Consider the following 20,510-nt stretch of genomic DNA (forward strand, 5'->3'; position numbering starts at 1 on the left):
GCGGGGGGTGCCCCGCCCGGGATCGTTTCGGATCAGTTCGACTGCATCTTGCGCACGGCGATGATCTGCTCGTAGGCGGCGTTGGTGACCGGCACGAAGCCCGCGGTCTCGCCCGAGTTCACCGCATTGGCACACTCCGGATCCTTCTCGTGCAGCCCGGCGATCAGCGCGGTGACCTTCGCCTTCACATCCTCGGGCAGCGCGTTGCGCAGCACGAAGGGGCCTTCCGGGATCGGGTTCGATTTCCAGATCTCGACGAGGTCGTTCATGTCGACGAGACCGGCCTGCACCGCCTTGTGCAGCGCGCCCTCGTTATAGCCGTCTTCCCAGGCGCCGTTGCCGTCGGCCCAGGTCACGCCGGCGTCGATGTCGCCGTTGTTCACCGCGACGATGGTCTGTTCGTGACCGCCGGTGAACTTCACCTCGCCGAAATAGTCCTCCATCTTCGCGCCGATCACCTGCGGGATCTCGAGCGAGGGGATCAGGTAGCCCGAGGTCGAGTTCGGATCGCCGAAGCCGAAGCGCTTGCCCTTCGCGTCCTGCAGCGTCTTGATGCCGCTGTCCTTGCGCGCGAAGCCGATCGAGTAATAGGTCGAGGCGCCATCGGGATGGGTGGTGACGAGCACCGGCGTCACCGCGTTCGGGTCGGTCAGGTAGATCTTCGCATAGCCCGAGGCGCCGAGCAGCGCGGTGTCGATCGTGCCGCCGAGCAGGCCCTGGATCACGCCGTCATAATCGGCCGGCGCGAAAAGCTTCACCGGAACGCCGAGTTCGTCCTCGACATATTTGCGGAAGCATTCGTTCGACGAAAGGCGGTCCTGCGCGTTCTCGCCGCCGAGGATGCCGATGTTGAACGCGGTGATGCCTTCGGCCTGGGCCGCGCCGGCAAGCGCGGTGGTCGCGGCGATGATCGCAACGAGTGTCTTCATGGTCTTCTCCGGGTTCGGGCTCCGGCCACCCCGGCCGGAGCGCGGGGTCAGTCTTCCATCAGCTCGCGGGCATAGGCGTCGTCGCCGGGCAGCGCGCCGATTTCGGTCGAGGTCGCGCTTTCGGAAAAGCGCTCGTCGGCGCCGTAGATCTCGCGCGCGACGCCGTGGGTAAGCTGCGCCGGCGTGCCGTCGAAGACGACGCGGCCGTCGCGCATGCCGATCACCCGGTCGCAATAGCGCCGCGCGGTGTCGAGCGTGTGCAGGTTGGCGATCACCATCCGCCCGTCCTCGCGGTTGATGCGCTTGAGCGTGTCCATCACCACCTGCGCATTCATCGGGTCGAGCGAGGCGATCGGCTCGTCGGCGAGGATGATCTTCGGATCCTGCATCAGCGCGCGGGCGATGGCGACGCGCTGCTGCTGCCCGCCCGACAGCGCCTCGGCGCGTTTGGGCGCCTGTTCGGCGATGCCGAGGCGGTCGAGAATCGCGATCGCGCGGGCGATGTCCTCGGCCGACCAGAGGTTGAACAGCGTGGCGAGCGTGCCGCGCCGGCCGAGCAGCCCGTGCAGCACATTCGCCGCGACATCCATCCGCGGCACCAGGTTGAATTGCTGGAACACCATCGCGCATTGGCTTTGCCAGGCGCGTTTCGCCGCGCCGGTCAGCGCGAGCACGTCGCGCCCCTCGACCCGGATCTCGCCCGAGCTCGCGTCGGTGAGCCGGTTCATCATCCGCAGGAAGGTCGATTTCCCCGCGCCCGAGCGGCCGATGATGCCGACGAAGGCGGGGCCGTCGATGCGAAAGCTGATGTCGTCCACCGCGGCCTTCGTGCCGAAGAGACGTGTCACGTTGCGAACCTCGAGCACCCGGGCCCCCCTCTTGCATTCGGCGCCGGGCTTAGCCTCCGGCCGTGACGGAAAGGTCGAGATCGGGTGAAATTTCGGTGACGACGTCGCTGCCGTCGCGGCAGGGCGGGGGCGTGCGGGGCGGGCGATTGTTGGTTGACTCTTTTTCTCGGTATTAATACCAAAGCAAAATCATCAACAATAAGGCGCCGCCATGCTCGCCCCGTTCCTCATCATGCTGCGCGAAGGGCTCGAAGCCGCGCTCGTCGTGGGCATCATCGCCACCTATCTCAAGCAGACCGGCCGCGGCGCCTGGATCGGCGCGATCTGGGTCGGCGTGCTGCTGGCCGTGGCGCTCTCGCTTTTCGTCGGCGCCGGGCTGCAGCTTTTGCACGCGGGCTTCCCGCAAAAGGCGCAGGAAGGGTTCGAGGCCGGCGTCGCGCTGATCGCGGTGGGCGTGCTGCTCTGGATGGTGTTCTGGATGCGCAAGGCCGCCCGCACGATCAAGGGCGAGCTGCAACGCTCGGTCGACGCGGCCTTTGCCACGCCCGGGCGCGCGGCGGTCTGGGCGCTGATTGGCGCGGCCTTTTTCGCGGTCGCGCGCGAAGGGCTCGAATCGATGTTCTTCCTGCTCGCGATCTTCCAGCAAAGCCCCGGCCCCGCCGCGCCGATCGGCGCGCTTGCCGGGGTCGCCGTCTCGCTGGTGCTGGGCGTCGCGATCTATGCGGGCGGCGTGCGGCTCGACCTGCGCCGTTTCTTCCGTCTCACCGGCATCTTCATTCTCTTCGTCGCCGCCGGGCTGTTTGCAAGCGCGCTGCGCTCGCTCCACGAGGCGGGCCTGTGGAACCATCTCCAGGCCCCGGCCTGGGATCTGAGCCAGGTGCTGCCGACCTCCTCGGTCGTGGGCACGGTGCTCTCCGCGCTCTTCGGCTATCACGAGAGCCCGGCCGTGGGCGAGGTGATCGCCTGGGCGCTGCTCGTCGCCGTCACCCTCTTCTTCTTCCTGCGCCCGGCCACCGCGCCGCGCGCCACGATCCCCGCGCAGGAGGCCTGAGCGATGACCGGACCGACGCAATCCGCCCCCCGCCACATGGGGCTTTTCATCGCCGGCGCCGGGGTGCTGGTGGTCGCGGGGCTCGGCCTCTTCTGGGCCGCCTCGCGCAATGCCGCCCCCGCCGATCCGGGCGCGGTCGAGGTCACGATCCGCGACGGGCGCTGCGAACCGATGGCGCTCGAAGTGCCGGCGGGGCAGGCGAGTTTCCTGATCCGCAACGAGTCCGATCGCCCGCTCGAATGGGAGATCCTCGACGGGGTGATGGTGCTCGCCGAACGCGAGAACATCGCGCCCGGTTTCTCCGCCACGCTGACCGAGCGGCTGAAACCCGGCAGCTATGACATCACCTGCGGGCTGCTGTCGAACCCGCGCGGCACGCTCACCGTGCTGCCGACCGCCGAATCGGAGGCCGCCCGCGCGAAACCGCCGCTGCGCGATTTCATCGGCCCGCTGTCGGAGCGCCGGGTGCAGATGATGCGCGCCGCGGGCCGGTTCGAACGCGCCGCGAAGGATCTCGACGCCGCGCTGCAGGCGGGCGATCGCGCCGCGGCGCAGACGGCCTGGAGCGCGGCGAGCACCGCCTGGGCCGGGCTCGGCCCGGTCATGCTGCGCGCCTCCGACCTGATGAACCGGATCGCGGTGCGCCCCGAGGTGCTTGCGGGCGGGGAGGCGGATCCGGCCTTCACCGGGCTTTACCGGATCGAATACGGGCTTTGGCATGATGGGTCGGCCGAGGGGCTGGCGCCGGTCGGCGCCGCGCTCGTCACCGACGCCGCCGAGATGCGCGCCCGCGTCGCCGCACTCGATCCCGCGCCCGAGGATATCGCCGGCGATGCCGCGCGCTATGCCCGCCATCTGGCGGAGGGGCAGATCGCCGCCGGGCTCGACCGCTACGCGGGCGATGACCGCGCCGTGCTGAGCGCCGCGCTCGACGGCGTCGCGCGGTCCGGTGCGCTGCTCGATCCGCTGACGAAACCCGCCGATCCGGCCGCCCAGGCCGCTTTCGAGGCCGCGCTCGCGCAGACCCGCGCGGCGCTCGCGGCCGATCCCCTCGACCCCGCAGCCGTCGCCAGCGGGTTCGGCGCGCTCGCCGAAACGCTCACGACGCTGAACTCCAAACTCGGACTGGAGGACTGAGATGAGCCTTTCCGACCCCCGCCGCCGCGCGCTTCTGACCGGCCTTGGCGCCGCCGCGCTCGGCTGTCCCTTTGCCCTCGCCGCCCGGGCCGAGGCGCCTGCGCATGGCTCCGTCACCGCCGCGCCGCAGGCCGATACCACGAGCCCGGAGGATTTCGTTTCCCCCCACGGCCTGCATCAGGCCGGCATCGTCACGCCGCGCCCGGCGAATGGCATGGTCGCGGCCTTCGACGTGATCGCCGACACGCCCGAGGAGCTCGACCGGCTGTTCCGCCGCCTGACCGAGCGCATCCGCTTCCTCACCCATGGCGGTGAGGTGCCGCAGCTCGACCCGCGGCTGCCGCCGGCCGATTCCGGCCTGCTCGGCCCGGTGATCAAGCGCGACGCGCTCACCATCACCGTCTCGCTCGGCGCCTCGCTGTTTGACGATCGCGACTGGCTCGCCGGGCTCAAGCCCGCGAAATTGCAGCGGATGGAACAGTTCCCGAACGACGCGCTCGACGCCTCGCTCTGCCATGGTGACATCACGATCCAGCTTTGCGCGAACACGCAGGACACAACGATCCACGCGCTGCGCGACCTCATCAAGTCGATCCCCGACCAGCTCGTGCTGCGCTGGAAGCAGGAGGGCAATGTGCCGGTGATCCCGCCGCTCGCCCCGGGCGAGGTGGAAAACGCGCGCAATTTCCTTGGTTTCCGCGACGGTTCGGCGAACCCCGATCCGGGCGACGAGGGGCTGATGGGGCGCATGCTCTGGGCCGCGAAGGGGGAGCCCGACTGGGCCGCGGGCGGCTCCTATCAGGCGGTGCGGATCATCCGCAACTTCGTCGAACGATGGGACCGCACGCCGCTTCGCGAGCAGGAAGAGGTCTTCGGCCGTACCAAGAACACGGGCGCGCCGCTTGATCGGCGCGACGGCACCGAGGCCGACGTGCCCGATTACGCCGCCGACCCCGAGGGCGCGAAGACGCCGATGGACAGCCACATCCGCCTCGCCAATCCGCGCGACGCGCAGGCCGAGCGCAACCTGATGCTGCGCCGCCCGTTCAACTATTCGAACGGGGTGACGAAGTCGGGCCAGCTCGATCAGGGGCTGTTGTTCATCTGCTATCAGGCCGATCTCGAGGCGGGCTTCATCACCGTGCAGAACCGCCTCAACGGCGAGCCGCTCGAGGAATACATCAAGCCCGTGGGCGGCGGCTATTTCTTCACCCTCCCGGGCTTTTCCGAAGCCCCCGACGATTACCTCGGCCGCCAGCTGATCCGCGAGACAGGCCGCACCGCGCCGCAAAAGGCGTGACCCCGACCGAAAGGACAGACGATGAAACTTCTTCCCGCCGCGCTGATCGCGCTTCTGGCCACGCCGGCCTTCGCCGAGGGGCCCTCGCTCGACCTCGTCGCGCCGATCGCCGAATACAAGCTCTATGTCTCGGATCAGACCGAGCAGCTGGTCACCGACACCCGCGCCTTCGTCGCCGCGGTGAAGGAGGGCGACACCGAAAAGGCCAAGGCGCTTTTTGCGCCGACGCGCCTCAGCTATGAAAAGATCGAGCCGGTGGCCGAGCTTTTCGCCGATCTCGACGCGCCGATCGACGCGCGCGCCGATGATTACGAGAAGGCCGAGGCCGATCCGGAATTCACCGGCTTCCACCGTCTCGAATACGCGCTCTGGGTGACGCCCGAGGGCACCGACGTGCCGGCGATCGCCGACAAGCTCCTGGCCGATGTCGAGGAGCTGGCGAAGCGCATCGACGGGCTGACCTTCCCGCCGGAAACCGTCGTCGGTGGCGCCGCGGTGCTGATGGACGAGGTCGCGGCGACGAAGATCTCGGGCGAGGAAGACCGCTATTCGCACACCGACCTGTGGGACTTCCGCGGCAATTTCGACGGCGCGAAGAAGATCGTCGACCTCTTTGGTCCGCTCGTCGAGGACAAGGATTTCGTCGCCTCGGTCGAGGGCAATTTCGCGAAGATGGACGAGACGCTCGACAAATATCGCGATGGCGAGGGCTATGTCAGCTACGAGAAGCTTTCCGACGACGACCGCCGCAAGCTCTCGGCGCTGGTGAACACGCTGGCCGAGGATCTCTCGACGCTGCGCGGCCGGCTCGGCCTCGGCTGACCCAGCCTGCACAAAGAGATGGGGCGCGTCCGCGAGGACGCGCCCCTTTTCATTTGGTGAGTGCGAAGGTCAGGCGCCGACCGATTGCGGCAGCACGAAACGCGCCCCGGCGGGGGCATGGCCCACGCGCAGCGCGCAGCCATAGGCCGCGGCGAGTGGCGCGTCGCGCAGCACCTCCTCGGGCGGGCCCGCGGCGATCACCCGGCCCGCGGCCAGAAGCGCCATCCGGTCGGCGACCATCGCCGAGAGGTTGAGGTCGTGCATCACCGCGACGACGCCGCCACCCGCCTCGGCGAAGCGGCGCATCACCGCCATCACCTCGAGCTGGTGGCCGATGTCGAGGCTCGCGACCGGTTCGTCAAGGAAAAGCCAGCGCGCCCCGGCGTGACCGCAGGGCGCCCAGACCTGTGCGCGCACGCGGGCGAGATGGGCGCGCGCCTGCTGCCCGCCCGACAGCGCATGGATCGGGCGCTGCGCGAGATCGGCAAGCCCGACCTCGGCCAGCGCGGCGGCGACGATCTCGTCATGGTCGGCCTCGATCCCGGCATGCAGCCCCATCCGCACCACCTCGGCGACGGTGAAGGGGAAGGCGGCGCTCGCCTGCTGTTCGAGCACGGCGCGGCGCGCGGCGCGGCGCCAGGGCGGCGTGCTCGCGACCTCCTCGCCGGCGAGGCGGATCGAGCCGCGATAGGGCAGATCGCCGCTTGCCGCGCGGATCAGCGTCGACTTGCCCGAACCGTTCGGCCCGAGGATCACGGTGACCTCCCCCGCCGCGGCGGTGAGGTCGATCCCGCGCAGCACCGGGGCGCGGCCGAGGTCGAGGTGGAGATCTTCGATCTCGAGCATTCAGAGCCCTCCGAAACCGCGGCGGCGCAGCAGGATCCAGAGGAAGACCGGCGCGCCGAGCAGGGCGGTGATGATGCCGATCGGCAGCTCGGCCGGTGCGGCGACGCGGCGCGCGATCAGATCGGCGGCGATCAGCAGCGCGGCGCCGAGCAGCGCGGCATCGGGCAGCAGGCGGCGATGGTCGGGCCCGGTGGCGAGGCGCAGCAGATGCGGCACCACGATGCCGACGAAGCCGATGCCCCCCGCGAGCGCGACGGCGGCGCCCGAAAGCGCCGCGACGGCGATCACCGCGCGCCGCTTCAGCCGCTCGACGTCATGGCCCATATGGGATGCTGCGGCCTCACCGAGCGCAAGCGCGTTCAGCCCGGCGCCGAGGCGCGGCGCGAAGACCAGCGCGGGAATGATGAGCAGCGCGGCGACGGCGAGCTTCGGCCAGCTCGCCGCGGCGAGCGAGCCCATGCCCCAGAAGGTGAGGTCGCGCAGCTGCTGGTCGTCGGCGATCGCGACGAGCAGGCCGGTGACCGCGCCGGCCAGTGCGGCGAAGGCGATGCCGGCCAGAAGCAGCGTCGCGATCGAGGTCTCGCCGCCGGCCCGCGCGGTGCGATAAAGCAGCAAGGTGACGATCCAGGCGCCGGCGAAGGCCGCGACCGGGATGAGCCAGGGGCCGAGCGTGGCGCCGATCGTCGCGGGCAGGAGCCCGCCGAGCACGATCGCCGAGACCGCGCCGAGCCCCGCCCCCGCGCCGGTGCCGACGATGCCGGGATCGGCGAGCGGGTTGCGGAAGAGCCCCTGCATCAGCGCCCCGGCGACGGCGAGCGCGGCGCCGACCAGCAGCCCCATCGCCAGCCGCGGCAGGCGGATGTCGAAAAGCACGACGCGGTCGCGCGCCGAAAGCGGTGTGCCGGCGACAAGATCGCCGAGCACCGCGGAGAGCGAGACCCCCGCCGCCCCGGTGCCGATCGACAGCGCCGCCGTGAGGATCAGGAGCGCCACGAGCCCGAGGCGCAGCCCCGGGCGGGGCAGGCGCAGGCGCGCGGGGAGGGCCTCGCTCAGCGCCATTTCAGCCGGCCTCGGGGTAAAGCGCGGCGTGCAGCGCCTCGACCGCCTCGGGGGTGCGCGGGCCAAAGCCGAGAAGCAGCATCCCGTCCATCCGGATCACCGCGCCGGCCTTGCCCGCGGGCGTCGCGCCAAGGGCGGGATGGGCCAGCACCTCGGTGCCGCTCATCGCGCCCTCGCCCGCGCGGTCCATCATCACGATCACCTCGGGCGCGGCGGCGAGCAGCGCCTCGTCGGTCATCTGCTTGTAGCCGGAAAAACCGGTCGCGGCATTCTCGGCTCCCGCGAGCGCGAGGATCGCCGCGGCGGAGGAACCTTCGCCGCCGACGATCACCCGCCCGCCCTGGGTGCCAAGCACGAAGAGCGCGCGCTTGCGGGTGCCGGTCGCGGCGGTCCTGGCCTCCGCCGCCTGCATCCGGGCGGTGAAATCGGCGGCGAGCGTCGCCGCCTCCGCCTCGCGGTCGAGCGCGGCGCCGACGGCGGCGATCTTCTCGAGCACGCCCTCGGGCGAGGCCGCGCCGGGCAGGGTGCGGAAATCGACGCCCGCCGCGCGCAGCACCTCGATCGCCTCGGGCGGGCCCGCCGTCGCCTCGGCGAGGATCAGCTCGGGCCCAAGCGCGAGCACCCCCTCGGGCGAGAGCGCGCGGACATAGCCGACATCGGGCAGCGTCGTGACCGAGGGCGGGAAGGTCGAGGTGCTGTCGCGCGCGACGAGCTGTTCCCCGGCGCCGAGCGCGACGACGATCTCGGTCACCGCACCGCCGAGCGACACGATGCGCGCGGGCGCGGCGAGCGCGGGCGCCGCGGCGAGGGCCGCGAGCGCCGTGGCCAGAAGGAGCCGTCTCATTCCGCCGCCTCCGCGCGGTCCGCGCCGAGCCGCGGCAGGGTGTCGAGCGCGGCGTTGAAATCGGCGACGCGGCCATGTTTGCGCGAGGCGAAGATCTGGAGGATCAGCCCGCCCTCGGCGTCGAAGGCCTCGAGGCTGCGCGCCGGGCCGTTCTTCGTCGGCTTGTCGACGAGCCAGAGCTCGGCGATGTGGTCGCCGCGCAGATGCAGGTTGAAGCGCGGGTCGAGCACGTTGATCCAGGGGCCCATCGGGGTGACCTTCGCGATTGGGCCGCCGTGGATCTCGATGCAGCCCATGTTGCCGACGAAGATCATCAGCGGGATCCCCTCCGCCGCCACCGCCTCGAGCAGCGCAGCGACCGAGCCGGGCGCCATCGGCGTGGCCCAGGGCGCGCCGGCGACGCGATAGGCGCCGAGCCGGTTCATCTTGAACTTCGAGACGAGGCGCAGGAACTGGTGGGTGTCGGTCATCTTCTCCCATTCGGCGCGCAGCACCTCGGCGCGGGTGGGGTCGGCCTTCGCCGCCTCGACCGGGGCGCGCGGGGCGATCTCGATCCGCTCCGGCTGCGCGGGCAGGCGCAGCGCGGCGACGAGCCGGTGAAAGGCCGCGACGTCGGACTCGGGCTTCAGATGGATCTTGTGCACCGCATCGCCCGCGGCGTCGAAGATCTGCACCGAGCGCTTCTCGCCATCGTCGAGCGCGAAACCGTGCACCCAGTGTTTCGCGAAAATCCGCAGGTCGATCTCCTCGCCGAGCACCATCTGCGCATGGGCGCCGGAATGGTAGTCGCCATAGATCCCGCGCCGCTCGATCACGCAGCTTTCGTTGCGGGTGAGCGCGAGCACGTCGCCGAGCGCGCCGACGAGCGGCATCAGCGCGTCGGGATGGGCGGCGATCGCGGTCGCGCCGTGGCCGAGCTGGGCGGCGACGAGCTCGGCCTCGCTCAGCCCGTGGCGGGTGGCGAAATCGCGCGCGCGCAGCTTCGGCTCTTCGGCGCGCAGGGCGCGGATGGCGTCGGGGGACAGGGGGGCGGGCGACAGGGTTTCGGGCAGGGTGGTGCCGTCGGCAGACATGGCGGTCCTCTCTCGGGTTCGGGTGAGGCGCGGATCTGGCGGAGCGGCGTTTCGATGGCTCGGCTGGGCGCGGTTTATACTTGACTAGTTTTGTCGGAATCACTAATCGGCGGGGACATCGAGATCAAGACCAATTCTGCACCGCCAGCCAAGTGCCAGCCCCCGCAGACCGAAAGGGGACATCATGACACTGGCAAGGACCGCCCTGCGCGGCACCGTTTTCACCACGCTCACCACCGTCGCGCTGCTCGCGGCGCAGCCGGCCGCGGCGCAGGAGGGCGAGGGCGCCTTCACGCTGCTTGGCCGGATGATCTTCGGCTGGGGCACGCCGAAGGTGGCGATCGACACGCCGCAGGCGGTCACCGTGATCGACCAGGAGGATCTGGACGAGGAGCAGCCGCGCACGATCGGCGATCTTTTCGCCAATGTGCCGGGCGTGCAGGCGGCGGGCGCCTCGGCGCGCGCGCTTGGCCAGGCCTTCAACATCCGCGGCATCGGCAACGCCGAGCAGGCGGGGGTGCAGAACCGCATCATCGTCACCGTCGACGGCGCGGTGAAATTCTTCGAGCAGTATCGCACCGGATCGTTCTTCGGCGATCCCGAGCTTTACAAGCGCGTCGAGGTGCTGCGCGGGCCGGCCTCCTCCACGCTTTACGGTTCGGGCGCGATCGGCGGCGTCGTCGCCTTCACCACCAAGGATGCGACGGATTTCATCCCCGAGGGGGCGCGCGGCGCGCTCAAGTTCAAGGGCGCCTATGACAGCAACGGCGACGGCACGATCGGCACGGTGACGCTTGCGCAGAAATTCGGCGAGAATGCCGATCTGCTCGCGAGCTTTTCCACCGGCAGCTCGGGCGACATGAAGGACGGCGGCGGCGCCACGATCCCGGCGACCGAGGGCGAACGCTGGTCGGCGCTGGTGAAGGGCAACTACCGTTTCGGCGAGGCGGGCGACCAGCGCGTGACGCTGAGCGCCTCGCGCACCGACAGCGATCTCGACGATGCGGCGGTGGCGCAGACCGGCGGCGCGGTGGCGACCTATTTCGGCACCTCCGACCTGCATGCGATCGACGACACCGTGACGCTGAGCTACGCGCATGAGGGGGCGGGCAACCCCTGGCTCGATCTCGAGGCCACGCTGAGCTATTCGAAGACCTCGACCGAGCGCGACAATTTCACCCTCGGCATGTATTGTTCGAGCGGCACCTACCAGGTGCTCTGTCCGAATACGGCGTCGTATGAAACCACCGCGCTCAAGGTCGAGAACACGATCGAGATGAGCGCCGGCGCCTGGGAGAACTACCTCACCTTCGGCGCGCAGCTCTCGCATCAGAACCGCTTCGCGACCTCCTCGCTCGGCGCGCTCGCCTTCCACCCGGGCGGCACCGAGGACAAGCTGGGCCTTTACGTCCAGGGCGAATTCGTCTGGAACGAGAAGCTGACGATCACCCCGGGCCTGCGCCTCGACCGCAGCTGGCTGAGCCCCGACGCCTCCGCGGCGGCTGCGGGCGCGCGCGACATCGACGGCACCGCGCTCTCGCCGAAGATCGCCGCGCTTTATGATCTGAACCAGAACTGGGGCGTCTTCGGCTCGGTCGCGAAGACCGAACGGATGCCGACGCTCGACGAGCTTTATCAAAGCGACGGGCGCGGCACCGCCGGGCGCACGCCCAGCCTCGATCTCGACAAGGAAAAGGCGCTCACCGTCGAGGCCGGCCTCACCTATCAGCGCGAGGGCTGGCTGAGTGCGGGCGACAGTTTCACCGCCAAGGCGACGCTTTTCCACAACGACCTGAAGGATCTGATCGCGGCGAACCCCTCGGGTTCGGTCAATGTGCCCTATTTCCACAACATCGACCGCGCGAAGATCTGGGGCGCGGAGCTCGAGGCGGCCTATGAGGCGGAGCGCTGGTTCGGCCAGCTCGCGCTCTCGCAGGTGCGCTCGAAGGACAAGTCGACGGGTAAGGTGCTGACCGACACGCCGGCGAAGAACATCGCGCTGACGCTGGGCGCGAAATTCCCCGATCAGGCGCTGCGCATGGGCTGGCGGGTGCAGGGGTTTGGCGGCATCACCACCGCCTCGACCACGACCTCGGCGGCGGGCTATGCGCTGCATGACGCCTTCGTCAGCTGGAAGCCGGAAGAGGGCGCGCTCGCCGGGCTCGAACTCAACCTCACCGTCGAGAACCTCTTCGACCGCGAGTATCGCAACAACCTCGCGCTCGACAACGGCGTCGGGCGGAACGTGAAGCTCTCGCTCGCCAAGGCGGTGACGTGGTGAGGGGGCTGGCGCTCGCGGCCGCGCTCGTGATGGCGGGGGCGGCGGGCGCCGAGGAGGCGCCGCGGCTCGGCCTCACGCTGGTGGGGGCCGCGCCGCAGGAGGGCGGTTGCCGGCTGAGCTTCCTCGCCGAGAACGCGCTTGGCGCCGATCTCTCGGCGCTGGTGCTGGAGGCCGTGCTCTTCACGCGCGCGGGCGGGTTCGAGCGGCTGATGCTGCTCGACTTCCGCGATCTGCCGCAGGGCAGGCCGCGGCTGCGGCAATTCGATCTGCCGGGCGCCGATTGTGCGGCGCTCGGGCAGGTGCTGGTCAACGGCGCGGCGCGCTGCGACGGGGTGGCGGAGGGCGGCTGCATCGCCGCGCTCGCCCCCGCCTCGCGCGTCGCGGGCATGGAGGTGACGGGATGAGCGGTTGGGTCGCGGCGGCGCATGAGGCGGTGATCGGGCTCGTGCAGCTCGGCGGCTGGGTGGTGGCGCTGCTGCTCGCGCTGTCGGTGCTGGCGGGGGCGGCGGTGCTCTGGAAGCTGTGGCATTTCCGGGCCTTGCGGATCGGCGCGCATCCCGCGCTCGAGCGCGCGCTTGCGCTCTGGCAGGCCGGGGCCGAGGGGCAGGCGCGGCTCGCGCTCGACGGGCAGCGCGGCGCGCTCGAGGATCTCGCGCGGCGCGCGATCGCCGCCGACCCCGGGCCTGATCTGCGCGCGCGGCTGAGGACCGAGGCCGATCTGCACGCGGCGCGCGCCGAGGCGGGGCTGCGGCTTCTGGATGCGATCACCCAGGTCGCGCCGCTGCTTGGCCTTTTCGGCACCGTGCTCGGCATGATCGAGGCCTTTCAGGTATTGCAGTCGGGCGGCTCGAGCGTCGATCCGGCGCAGCTCGCCGGCGGGATCTGGGTCGCGCTGCTCACCACCGCGATGGGGCTGGGCGTCGCGATGCCGGTCTCACTGATCCTGACCTGGGCGGAGGCGCGGATCGCGCGCGAGGCGCAGGCCGCGACGCTGATGGCCGAGGTCTTCTGCGGACCGCCGCTGCCCGAGGTCGCGACGCGGGTCGTGCCCGGTTTCGCGCCGGCGCCGGTCTGAGCGCAGGCCGCGATGCGCCCCCGTTTCGCCCGCCGCCGGCTTTCGCTCACCTCGCTGATCGACGTGATCTTCCTGCTGCTGATGTTCTTCATGCTCGCCACCAGTTTCACCCGCACGACCGATCTGCCGCTCACCGGCGTGGCGGCGGGTGGCACCGGTGCCGCCGATCCGGCGCGCGGCTTCCTCGCGCTCGGCCCCGAGGCGCTGAGCCTGAACGGGGCGGCGCTGACCCTCTCCGAACTGCCCGCGCGGCTTGGCGCCCCCGGCGCGCCGCGCCAGCTTCTCGTCGCGCTGCGCCCCGGGGTCGAGGCGCAGCGCCTCGCCGATCTTCTTGCCACGCTCGCGCCGCTGCCGGGGCTGGGCGTGCAGGTGCTGGAGTAACCGATGCGCCACATTCGCCGCCCCGCCGATCCGACGCTGATGCTGATCAACGTGGTCTTCCTGCTGCTCGCCTTCTTCGTGATCGCCGGCACGATCGCGGCGCGCCCGCCCGCCGGGCTGACCCTCGTCTCGCTCGCCGAGGGGGAGCCGGCGCCCGCGGCGGACACGGTGCTGCTCGGCGCGGATGGCGCGGCGGTCTGGCCCGAGGGGGTCACGGATGCGGCGGGGCTCGTTGCGGCGCTGCCGGCGGAGGCCGGGGGGCGGGTCTGGATCCTGCCCGACCGCGCGGCCCCGGCGCAGGCGCTGGTGCATCTCGCGCGTGGGCTTGCGGCGGCGGGGGCGGGGCAGGTGCGGCTTCTGGCGGAGCGCAGCACGGGAGGCGGGCAATGAGCCGGCTCGGCCTGATCGCGCGCCCGGTGGCGCTTGCCGCGCTGTTCGTGTCCGGCGCGGTGCATGGCGTGGTGCTGGCGGGCTTTCCGGCCGCCGAACCGGAGCCCTCCCCGGGTGGCGGCGCGGCGCAGGCGGAGGTGCCGCTGCTCGGCAGCGATTTCGCCGATCTCGCCGCGGGGAGCGTGGTTCCGGTTGCGGCAGCTTCCGCGGCGCTGACGCCGGTGGCGCCCGCGGCGGCGCTGCCGCTGGCCGCGCCCGCGCCGCCCGAGGTTTCGGTGCCGGTCGCCGCGGCGCAAAGCGTGCAGGCCCTGCCCGAAAAGCTCCCCGAACCGGCGGCGAAATCCGCGCCGACCCCGAAGGCGGCGGAGAAGCGGGCCGAGAAGAAAGCGGCGCCGAAGCCGGCGACCGCGAAGCCGGAAAAGCCCGCGCCGCGCGGCAATGCCGATCGCGACGCGCGCAAGGGCGCGGCCTCGGGCACGGAAAGCGGCAAGGGCGCGGTGGCGAAAGGGGCCGGCGGCGGCGGGGCGGGCGCGACGCTTTCGCCCGCGCGCTACGGCGCCGCGGTGATCCAACGCATCCGCAAGACGCCGCAAAAGCGCGGCTCGGGCCGGGGCACCGCCCGCGTCGGTTTCGAGATCGGCGCCTCGGGGGGGCTCGCCGCGGTGCGGATCCTGCGCTCCTCGGGCTCCGCCACGCTCGATGCCGCGGCGCTCGACCATATCCGCCGCGCCGCCCCCTTCCCGCCGCCGCCCGAGGGGCGCGCGACGTTTTCCTTCGATTTCACCGCGCGGGGCTGAGGCTCAGGCTTCCTCGCCGCCGGGGGCATCGGCGACCTGCATGTCATGCTCCGCCCGCCAGTTGCCGAAGCGGTAGAGCAGGCTCGCCATCACCAGCGTCGCGACCATGCCGGTGGGAAAGCTCAGCCAGATCGCATCGGCACCGAGCCGGTCGTAAAGCCCATGCGCAACGCCGAGCCGCACCGGGAACATCGAGACGAAGAGAATCGCGAGCGGCCAGATCACCTGCCCGTTCGCGCGGATCGTGGCGAAAAGCACCATCGTCACGCCGAAGGGAATGAAGCCCCAGGTCGCGAGCGTGGCGATGTGGCGGCCGATCTCGACCGCGCCCGAGCCGGCGCCGAGGAAGATCTCCATCGCCTGCCGGTCGGCGACGAGCAGCAGGAGCACGAGGCTCCCGGTCAGCGCGATGTTGTAGAGGATGCCGGTGCGGGTGACGGTGCCGACCCGGTCCCAGCGCCCCGCGCCAATGTTCTGCGCGGCCATCGCGCTGACCGCCGCGCCGAGCGCCATCGCCGGCATCTGCACATAGGTCCAGAGCTGCTGCGTCGCGCCGAAGGCGGCGGTGGTGTCGATGCCCTCGCGGTTGACGAGCGTCATCATCGCCAGCATCGAGCCGGAGACGACGATCATCTGTACCCCCATCGGCAGGCCCTTGCGCAGCATCAGCGCGAGGATCGCGGGATCGGGGCGCAGGTAGCGCAGCTCTGCCCCGCGCAGCCGCAGCGGCAGATCGCGCGCGTAGACTGCGGCGAGAATCGCGGCGAGGGCGACCCAGTTCGCGATCGCGGTGGCCATCGCCGAGCCGCCGATCCCCATCTCGGGCGCCGGGCCGAGGCCGCGGATGAAGACCGGGTTCAGCCCGGTGTCGAGCACGACGGCAAGGGCCATGAAGATCAGCGGCGTCACCGCGTCGCCACTGCCGCGCAGCGCCATCATCAGCATCGTGAGCGTCAGGATCGCGGGCAGGGCGAGGAAGGTCACCTTGAGGAAATCGCGGGCCAGCGGGGTGATCGCCGGATCGGTGCCGAGAAGCGCCAGCACCTGCGGCGCGAGGAACCAGCCGACGACGGCGAGGACCAGCGAGACCGGCACGAAGGTGCCGACCGCGGTGCCGACGACGCGCCGCGCCGCCTCGATGTCGCCGCGGCCGAAGGACTGGCCGACGAGGATCGTCGCCGCCATGCCGAAGCCGAAGACGAAGGCGGTCATCAGGAACATCACGAGATTGCCGTTCGTGGTCGCGGCGACGGCGTCCTCGCCCAGAAGCTGGCCGACCCAGACGGTGTCGATCGAGCCATTCGCCGATTGCAGCACCGAAGAGGCGAGGGTGGGCAGCGCGAAGACGAGCAGCGTGCGCGCGATCGGCGCGGTGACGAGATTCAGGCGTTGCTTCATGGCGATCCCTCCGGTCCGGGACGGATCCGCGCCCGTCATGACCCGGTTCTAGTGGGCTTTGCGCCGGATGTCAGGTGGCCGCCGCGCAGGGAGACCTGTGCGCTTGCGCCGGGAACCAGAGGCAGGGATGGGGGAGATTTTGGCAGTCCGTAGGGGAGTCGAACCCCTCTTCCCAGGTTGAAAACCTGGTGTCCTAACCGATAGACGAACGGACCACCGTTGCCGCTCTGGCGTTTGCCGCGCGGCGTGGAGCGGTGTTTAGGGCAGCTGCGCGTGACTCGCAAGAGGGTTTTTTGCGTTTTTGCGAAACTTTCTTTGCGCCCAGTGCATGGCTTGGAAAATGCAGGTTTTGCATGGGCTTGACGGGGCGTCAGCTGCGCGCGGCATCGTCGAGGCGCAGCTGCACCTTGTTGCGCCCGCCCCAGGAATTGATCTCGAGCTTGCCGGCAAGATGGAAGCGCCCGGCGCCGCCCGCGCTCAGCGCGGGGCCGAGCGGGCCGTCGAAGGCGCCGAAGGCGACCGCCTCGATCCGCGCGCCCATGCCGTCGCCGAACATGAAGCGCAGGTGGCTCTCGCCGATCCGGCGGGGCGAGACGACCTCGACATCGGGGAAGGCGAAACGCGGGGCGGGGGCGCCCTGGCCGAAGGGGCCGGCGCGGTCGAGATCCTCGATCAGCGCGGCGGTGGCGGCGCCCGGCATCAGGAGCCCGTCGAGGCGCAGATCGGCGGGGCCGCCCGCGCCCGCGCCCTGTTTCGCAAGCAGTTCGGCAAGCCGCGCCATCGCCGGTTCGAGCTTGTCCGCCGCGACGGTGAGGCCTGCCGCCATCCGGTGCCCGCCGCCCTTGAGCAGCCAGCCCTCGGCCGCGAGGCGCTGGATCGAGGCGCCGAGATCGACCCCCGCGACCGAGCGCGCCGAGCCCTTGCCGATGCCGTTCTCGAGGCCGATCACCACCGCGGGGCGATTGGTCGCCTCCTTCAGCCGGGCGGCGACGATGCCGACGACGCCGGGGTGCCAGCCCTCGCCCGCCGCCCAGACGAGCGGCGCGTCGAGGCCGCGCGCCTCGGCCTGGGCCATCGCGGCGTCGCGCACCCGGTTCTCGATCTCGCGGCGCTCGGAATTGAGTGCGTCGAGGCGCTGGGCAAGCGCCGCCGCCTCGGCCGGATCCTGCGTCGCGAGCAGCCGCGCGCCGAGATCGGCGGCGCCGATCCGCCCGCCGGCATTGACGCGGGGCCCGAGCAGGAAGCCGAGGTGATAGGCGGTCGGCGCCTTGTCCATCCGCGCGACATCGGCGAGCGCGGTGAGGCCGGGCCGCTCGCGCCGCGCCATCACCTTGAGCCCCTGCCGCACCAGCGCCCGGTTCACCCCGGTCAGCGGCGCGACATCGGCGACGGTGGCGAGCGCGACGAGATCGAGCAGCGCCATCAGGTCGGGGCCGCTTTCGCCCGCGGCGCGGAGCTGCCGGTTCGCCTCGACCAGCATCAGGAAGACGACCGAGGCGGCGCAGAGATGGCCGAGATCGCCGCTCTCGTCGAGGCGGTTCGGGTTCACCACCGCGAGCGCTTCGGGCAGGGTCTCGCCGCCGAGGTGGTGGTCGAGGATCACGACATCGGCGGGGCGCGCGGCGGCGACCGGTTCGTGGGAGAGCGTGCCGCAATCGACGCAAAGGATCAGCGAATGATCCTTCGCGAGGGCCTGCATCGCCGGCACGTTCGGGCCATAGCCCTCGTCGATGCGGTCGGGGATATAGAGCGTGGGCGTGCGGCCGAAGGCGCGCAGCCAGGTGATCAGCAGCGCCGCGGAGGAGCCGCCGTCGACGTCGTAATCGGCGAAGACGGCGATCTTCTCGCGCGCCTTCAGCGCCTTGAGAAACCGCGCCGCGGCCTTTTCCATGTCGCGCAGATGGCGCGGGTCGGGCAGGAGTTCGCGCAGCGTCGGTTCGAGGAAACCCTCGGCCTCCTCGGGCGCCACGCCGCGCGCGACGAGCACGCGGGCGAGCGCGAGCGGCAGGCGCGTCGCCTGCGCCATCGCCTCGGCGAGGCGATCGGCCTCGGCCGTCGGACCGACCCAGCGTCGCCCGGTCAGCGAGGCATCGACATCGAGGAAACTGCTCATGGGTCTGGTCTAACGGAAATGGAAAACGCCCGCCAGTGGCGGGCGCGGGAGGGGGCGCTGCCCCCGCTCCTGCGGAGCTCCCCCGGGATATTTGGCCTCTGCAGAAATGCAGGTTTTCTACAGAGCGGAAATATCCCGCGGGGGTGCGGGGGCGCGAAGCCCCCGTCCGCGCTCTCAGTAATCGCGCCGCTTGATCGGGTTGCGATAGGACATGCGACGCACCGAACCGGTCTTCGAACGCATCAGCACGGTTTCCGTCTCGATATAGTCCGGGGTGCGGTGCACGCCCTTCACGATCGAGCCGTTGGTGACGCCGGTCATCGAGAAGATCACGTCGCCGGTGACGAGCTCGTCGCGCGAATAGATCTTGTCGAAATCGGTGATCCCCGCCTTCGTCGCGCGCCCGCGTTCCGCGTCGTTGCGGAACAGGAGCTTGCCCCACATCTGCCCGCCCATGCATTTGAGCGCGGAGGCCGCGAGCACGCCTTCCGGCGCGCCGCCCGAGCCCATGTAGATGTCGATGCCGGTGAGCCAGGTCTCGGCGGTGTGGATGATGCCGGCGACGTCGCCGTCGGTGATCAGCCGGATCGAGGCGCCGGTCGAGCGCACTTCCTCGATCAGCTCCTTGTGGCGGTCACGTTCGAGGATACAGGTCTGGATGTCGCGCGGGGTGACGCCCTTGGCCTTCGCCAGTTCGAGGATCCGCTGGCTCGGGGTCATCTCGAGCGAGACGACGTCCTTCGGGTAGCCCGGGCCGATCGCCAGCTTTTCCATATAGACGTCGGGCGCGTGCAGGAGCGTGCCGCGCGGCGCCATCGAGACGACGGTGAGCGCGTTCGGCATGTCCTTCGCGGTGAGCGTGGTGCCTTCGAGCGGATCGAGCGCGATGTCGACCGCCGGGCCTTCGCCGGTGCCGACTTCCTCGCCGATATAGAGCATCGGCGCCTCGTCGCGTTCGCCTTCGCCGATCACCACGACGCCCTTGATCTCGAGCGCGTTGAGCTGCTCGCGCATCGCGTTCACCGCGGCCTGGTCGGCGGCCTTCTCGTCGCCGTGCCCGATCAGGCTGGCGGAGGCATGGGCGGCCGCTTCGGTGACGCGGGCGAGGCCCAGCGAAAGCATGCGGTCATTGAAATCGATAGGGGGGGTCATGGTCGTATCCTGTCTGCGAAAAGCGAAGGGCCGCGGACAGGTAAGCCCGCACCGGGGCGGGGCGCAATACTGAGAACGCTAACGGAACCGAAGACGGGTGCGCAACCGGGGCGCGATTGCGCGAAACCCCGCTCAGACCTCTTCGATGCGCAGCGCGACGGGCTCGCCCTCGACCACATTGGTGGCCGGCAGTGCGGCGATCGCCAGGTCGATCGCGTCGCGCGTCGTCTTGTGGGTGACGATCAGCACCGGCGCGGTGGCGTCGGCATGGCCATATTGGCGCATGCGCGAGATCGAGACGCCGGCCTCGCCGAGCACGGTCGCGACCTTGGCGAGCGCGCCCGGTTTGTCGAGCAGATGCAGGCGCAGATAGAAGGATGCCGGTGCGGAAACGGCGGCGGCGACCGGGGCGGTGAGCGTCACCGCGGGCTGGCCGAAGGTCGGCAGCCGGAAGCCGCGCGCGAGGTCGAGCACGTCGCTCATCACCGCCGAAGCGGTCGGCCCTTCGCCCGCGCCCGCGCCGCGCAGCACCACCTGACCGACCGAGTCGCCCTCGATCACCACCATATTGGTGCCGCCGGTGAGCTGGCCGAGCGGCGAGGAGGAGGGCACGAGGCAGGGGGTCATGCGCTGTTCGAGCCCGCGGCCGGTCATCTGTGCCACACCGAGCAGCTTGATCTTGTAGCCCATGTCGCCCGCGCGGCGAATGTCGTCGATCGAGATCCGGCCGATGCCCTCGAGCACGACATCGTCGAAGCTGACCTTCGTTCCAAACGCGATCGCGGCGAGGATCGAAAGCTTGTGGCCGGCGTCGATGCCGCCGACGTCGAGCTGCGGATCGGCCTCGAGATAGCCCAGCTGACGGGCCTCCTCGAAGACGGTGTCATAGGGCAGGCCGGCGTCTTCCATCCGGGTCAGGATGTAGTTGCAGGTGCCGTTCATCACCCCCATCACGCGGCGGATGCGATTGCCGGCGAGGCCCTCGGTCAGCGCCTTGATGAAGATCGGAAGAGC

The 20,510-nt window shown here is 70.7% G+C and carries 20 protein-coding genes and 1 tRNA gene; 10 read left to right on the forward strand and 11 right to left on the reverse strand.

Translation table 11 applies throughout. The features are described from left to right. Window positions 1–32: 32 nt before the first annotated feature. Entirely contained in the window at window positions 33–929 is an 897-nt protein-coding gene (gene phnD, locus AB7U46_RS10855; protein WP_428336989.1) for a phosphonate ABC transporter substrate-binding protein, read from the reverse strand. 47 nt (window positions 930–976) lie between these two features. Further along, window positions 977–1,795 carry a phosphonate ABC transporter ATP-binding protein gene (gene phnC, locus AB7U46_RS10860; RefSeq protein ID WP_428336990.1) on the reverse strand — a complete coding sequence of 273 codons (819 nt, stop codon included), beginning with the start codon at window positions 1,793–1,795 and terminating at the stop codon, window positions 977–979. 193 nt (window positions 1,796–1,988) lie between these two features. On the opposite strand from phnC, the gene efeU reads away from it, so the two are divergent. Genes efeU through efeO form a run of 4 tightly spaced genes read left to right on the forward strand, consistent with a single transcriptional unit; the run spans window position 1,989 to window position 6,087 of the window. Next, complete coding sequence (gene efeU, locus AB7U46_RS10865; RefSeq protein WP_428336991.1) at window positions 1,989–2,828, forward strand: iron uptake transporter permease EfeU; 840 nt, start codon at window positions 1,989–1,991, stop codon at window positions 2,826–2,828. Window positions 2,829–2,831: 3 nt separating this feature from the next. Beyond that, entirely contained in the window at window positions 2,832–3,965 is a 1,134-nt protein-coding gene (locus tag AB7U46_RS10870; protein WP_428336992.1) for a cupredoxin domain-containing protein, read from the forward strand. Window position 3,966: 1 nt separating this feature from the next. Then, on the forward strand, window positions 3,967–5,265 hold the full coding sequence (efeB, locus tag AB7U46_RS10875; protein ID WP_428336993.1) for an iron uptake transporter deferrochelatase/peroxidase subunit: 1,299 nt from the start codon (window positions 3,967–3,969) through the stop codon (window positions 5,263–5,265). 21 nt (window positions 5,266–5,286) lie between these two features. After that, on the forward strand, window positions 5,287–6,087 hold the full coding sequence (gene efeO / locus AB7U46_RS10880; RefSeq protein WP_428336994.1) for an iron uptake system protein EfeO: 801 nt from the start codon (window positions 5,287–5,289) through the stop codon (window positions 6,085–6,087). 69 nt (window positions 6,088–6,156) lie between these two features. Here the strand turns inward: efeO and AB7U46_RS10885 are convergent, their stop codons facing one another. Genes AB7U46_RS10885 through AB7U46_RS10900 form a run of 4 tightly spaced genes read right to left on the reverse strand, consistent with a single transcriptional unit; the run spans window position 6,157 to window position 9,909 of the window. Then, window positions 6,157–6,933: a heme ABC transporter ATP-binding protein gene (locus AB7U46_RS10885; RefSeq protein WP_428336995.1), complete on the reverse strand. Its 777-nt coding sequence runs from the start codon at window positions 6,931–6,933 to the stop codon at window positions 6,157–6,159. Then, the gene (locus AB7U46_RS10890; RefSeq protein ID WP_428336996.1) at window positions 6,934–7,992 is read right to left on the reverse strand and encodes a FecCD family ABC transporter permease; all 1,059 of its coding nucleotides are present in this window, start codon (window positions 7,990–7,992) and stop codon (window positions 6,934–6,936) included. A gap of 1 nt (window position 7,993) precedes the next feature. Continuing rightward, on the reverse strand, window positions 7,994–8,836 hold the full coding sequence (locus tag AB7U46_RS10895; RefSeq protein WP_428336997.1) for a heme/hemin ABC transporter substrate-binding protein: 843 nt from the start codon (window positions 8,834–8,836) through the stop codon (window positions 7,994–7,996). After that, window positions 8,833–9,909 carry a hemin-degrading factor gene (locus tag AB7U46_RS10900; RefSeq protein WP_428336998.1) on the reverse strand — a complete coding sequence of 359 codons (1,077 nt, stop codon included), beginning with the start codon at window positions 9,907–9,909 and terminating at the stop codon, window positions 8,833–8,835. The genes AB7U46_RS10895 and AB7U46_RS10900 overlap by 4 nt, the downstream gene beginning before the upstream one ends. 184 nt (window positions 9,910–10,093) lie before the next feature. On the opposite strand from AB7U46_RS10900, the gene AB7U46_RS10905 reads away from it, so the two are divergent. From AB7U46_RS10905 to AB7U46_RS10930, 6 genes are read left to right on the forward strand one after another with little or no spacing between them, the layout of a single operon-like run. After that, complete coding sequence (locus tag AB7U46_RS10905; protein WP_428336999.1) at window positions 10,094–12,190, forward strand: TonB-dependent receptor domain-containing protein; 2,097 nt, start codon at window positions 10,094–10,096, stop codon at window positions 12,188–12,190. Continuing rightward, window positions 12,184–12,594: a hypothetical protein gene (locus AB7U46_RS10910; protein ID WP_428337000.1), complete on the forward strand. Its 411-nt coding sequence runs from the start codon at window positions 12,184–12,186 to the stop codon at window positions 12,592–12,594. The genes AB7U46_RS10905 and AB7U46_RS10910 overlap by 7 nt, the downstream gene beginning before the upstream one ends. After that, window positions 12,591–13,265 carry a MotA/TolQ/ExbB proton channel family protein gene (locus AB7U46_RS10915; RefSeq protein ID WP_428337001.1) on the forward strand — a complete coding sequence of 225 codons (675 nt, stop codon included), beginning with the start codon at window positions 12,591–12,593 and terminating at the stop codon, window positions 13,263–13,265. The genes AB7U46_RS10910 and AB7U46_RS10915 overlap by 4 nt, the downstream gene beginning before the upstream one ends. A gap of 12 nt (window positions 13,266–13,277) precedes the next feature. After that, complete coding sequence (locus AB7U46_RS10920; RefSeq protein WP_428337002.1) at window positions 13,278–13,646, forward strand: ExbD/TolR family protein; 369 nt, start codon at window positions 13,278–13,280, stop codon at window positions 13,644–13,646. A 3-nt stretch (window positions 13,647–13,649) separates the two neighbouring features. After that, window positions 13,650–14,036, forward strand: coding sequence for an ExbD/TolR family protein (locus AB7U46_RS10925; protein ID WP_428337003.1), 387 nt, complete (start codon window positions 13,650–13,652; stop codon window positions 14,034–14,036). Then, window positions 14,033–14,833: a TonB family protein gene (locus tag AB7U46_RS10930; protein ID WP_428337004.1), complete on the forward strand. Its 801-nt coding sequence runs from the start codon at window positions 14,033–14,035 to the stop codon at window positions 14,831–14,833. Before AB7U46_RS10925 ends, AB7U46_RS10930 begins: the two co-directional genes overlap by 4 nt. A 3-nt stretch (window positions 14,834–14,836) precedes the next feature. Here AB7U46_RS10930 and AB7U46_RS10935 read toward each other — a convergent pair whose 3' ends face one another. The 5 genes from AB7U46_RS10935 to AB7U46_RS10955 form a co-directional block, all read right to left on the reverse strand. Then, a complete protein-coding gene (locus AB7U46_RS10935) occupies window positions 14,837–16,231 on the reverse strand; it encodes an MATE family efflux transporter (protein ID WP_428337005.1) in 1,395 nt (464 codons plus the stop codon). Between the two features lie 140 nt (window positions 16,232–16,371). After that, window positions 16,372–16,446: transfer RNA gene (locus AB7U46_RS10940), tRNA-Glu, on the reverse strand. A gap of 155 nt (window positions 16,447–16,601) precedes the next feature. After that, window positions 16,602–18,344 (reverse strand): single-stranded-DNA-specific exonuclease RecJ, encoded by a 1,743-nt coding sequence (gene recJ / locus AB7U46_RS10945; RefSeq protein WP_428337006.1) that lies wholly within the window; start codon window positions 18,342–18,344, stop codon window positions 16,602–16,604. Between the two features lie 174 nt (window positions 18,345–18,518). After that, entirely contained in the window at window positions 18,519–19,496 is a 978-nt protein-coding gene (glpX, locus tag AB7U46_RS10950) for a class II fructose-bisphosphatase (protein WP_428337007.1), read from the reverse strand. 132 nt (window positions 19,497–19,628) lie between these two features. Continuing rightward, on the reverse strand, window positions 19,629–20,510 hold an 882-nt coding region (locus AB7U46_RS10955), incomplete at its 5' end, for a homoserine dehydrogenase (RefSeq protein WP_428337008.1).

It is taken from the genome of Paenirhodobacter sp. (assembly GCF_050177655.1).
GTDB lineage: Bacteria > Pseudomonadota > Alphaproteobacteria > Rhodobacterales > Rhodobacteraceae > Rhodobacter.

Bases quoted from the DNA above. Each gene is read 5' to 3' on its own strand.
- AB7U46_RS10885 (WP_428336995.1), bottom strand. From the start codon at position 6,933: ATGCTCGAGATCGAAGATCTCCACCTCGACCTCGGCCGCGCCCCGGTG.
- AB7U46_RS10905 (WP_428336999.1), top strand. From the start codon at position 10,094: ATGACACTGGCAAGGACCGCCCTGCGCGGCACCGTTTTCACCACGCTC.
- efeB (WP_428336993.1), top strand. From the start codon at position 3,967: ATGAGCCTTTCCGACCCCCGCCGCCGCGCGCTTCTGACCGGCCTTGGC.
- recJ (WP_428337006.1), bottom strand. From the start codon at position 18,344: ATGAGCAGTTTCCTCGATGTCGATGCCTCGCTGACCGGGCGACGCTGG.
- AB7U46_RS10925 (WP_428337003.1), top strand. From the start codon at position 13,650: ATGCGCCACATTCGCCGCCCCGCCGATCCGACGCTGATGCTGATCAAC.
- efeO (WP_428336994.1), top strand. From the start codon at position 5,287: ATGAAACTTCTTCCCGCCGCGCTGATCGCGCTTCTGGCCACGCCGGCC.
- phnD (WP_428336989.1), bottom strand. From the start codon at position 929: ATGAAGACACTCGTTGCGATCATCGCCGCGACCACCGCGCTTGCCGGC.
- AB7U46_RS10870 (WP_428336992.1), top strand. From the start codon at position 2,832: ATGACCGGACCGACGCAATCCGCCCCCCGCCACATGGGGCTTTTCATC.
- glpX (WP_428337007.1), bottom strand. From the start codon at position 19,496: ATGACCCCCCCTATCGATTTCAATGACCGCATGCTTTCGCTGGGCCTC.
- efeU (WP_428336991.1), top strand. From the start codon at position 1,989: ATGCTCGCCCCGTTCCTCATCATGCTGCGCGAAGGGCTCGAAGCCGCG.
- AB7U46_RS10890 (WP_428336996.1), bottom strand. From the start codon at position 7,992: ATGGCGCTGAGCGAGGCCCTCCCCGCGCGCCTGCGCCTGCCCCGCCCG.
- AB7U46_RS10920 (WP_428337002.1), top strand. From the start codon at position 13,278: ATGCGCCCCCGTTTCGCCCGCCGCCGGCTTTCGCTCACCTCGCTGATC.
- AB7U46_RS10930 (WP_428337004.1), top strand. From the start codon at position 14,033: ATGAGCCGGCTCGGCCTGATCGCGCGCCCGGTGGCGCTTGCCGCGCTG.
- AB7U46_RS10900 (WP_428336998.1), bottom strand. From the start codon at position 9,909: ATGTCTGCCGACGGCACCACCCTGCCCGAAACCCTGTCGCCCGCCCCC.
- AB7U46_RS10895 (WP_428336997.1), bottom strand. From the start codon at position 8,836: ATGAGACGGCTCCTTCTGGCCACGGCGCTCGCGGCCCTCGCCGCGGCG.
- AB7U46_RS10935 (WP_428337005.1), bottom strand. From the start codon at position 16,231: ATGAAGCAACGCCTGAATCTCGTCACCGCGCCGATCGCGCGCACGCTG.
- AB7U46_RS10915 (WP_428337001.1), top strand. From the start codon at position 12,591: ATGAGCGGTTGGGTCGCGGCGGCGCATGAGGCGGTGATCGGGCTCGTG.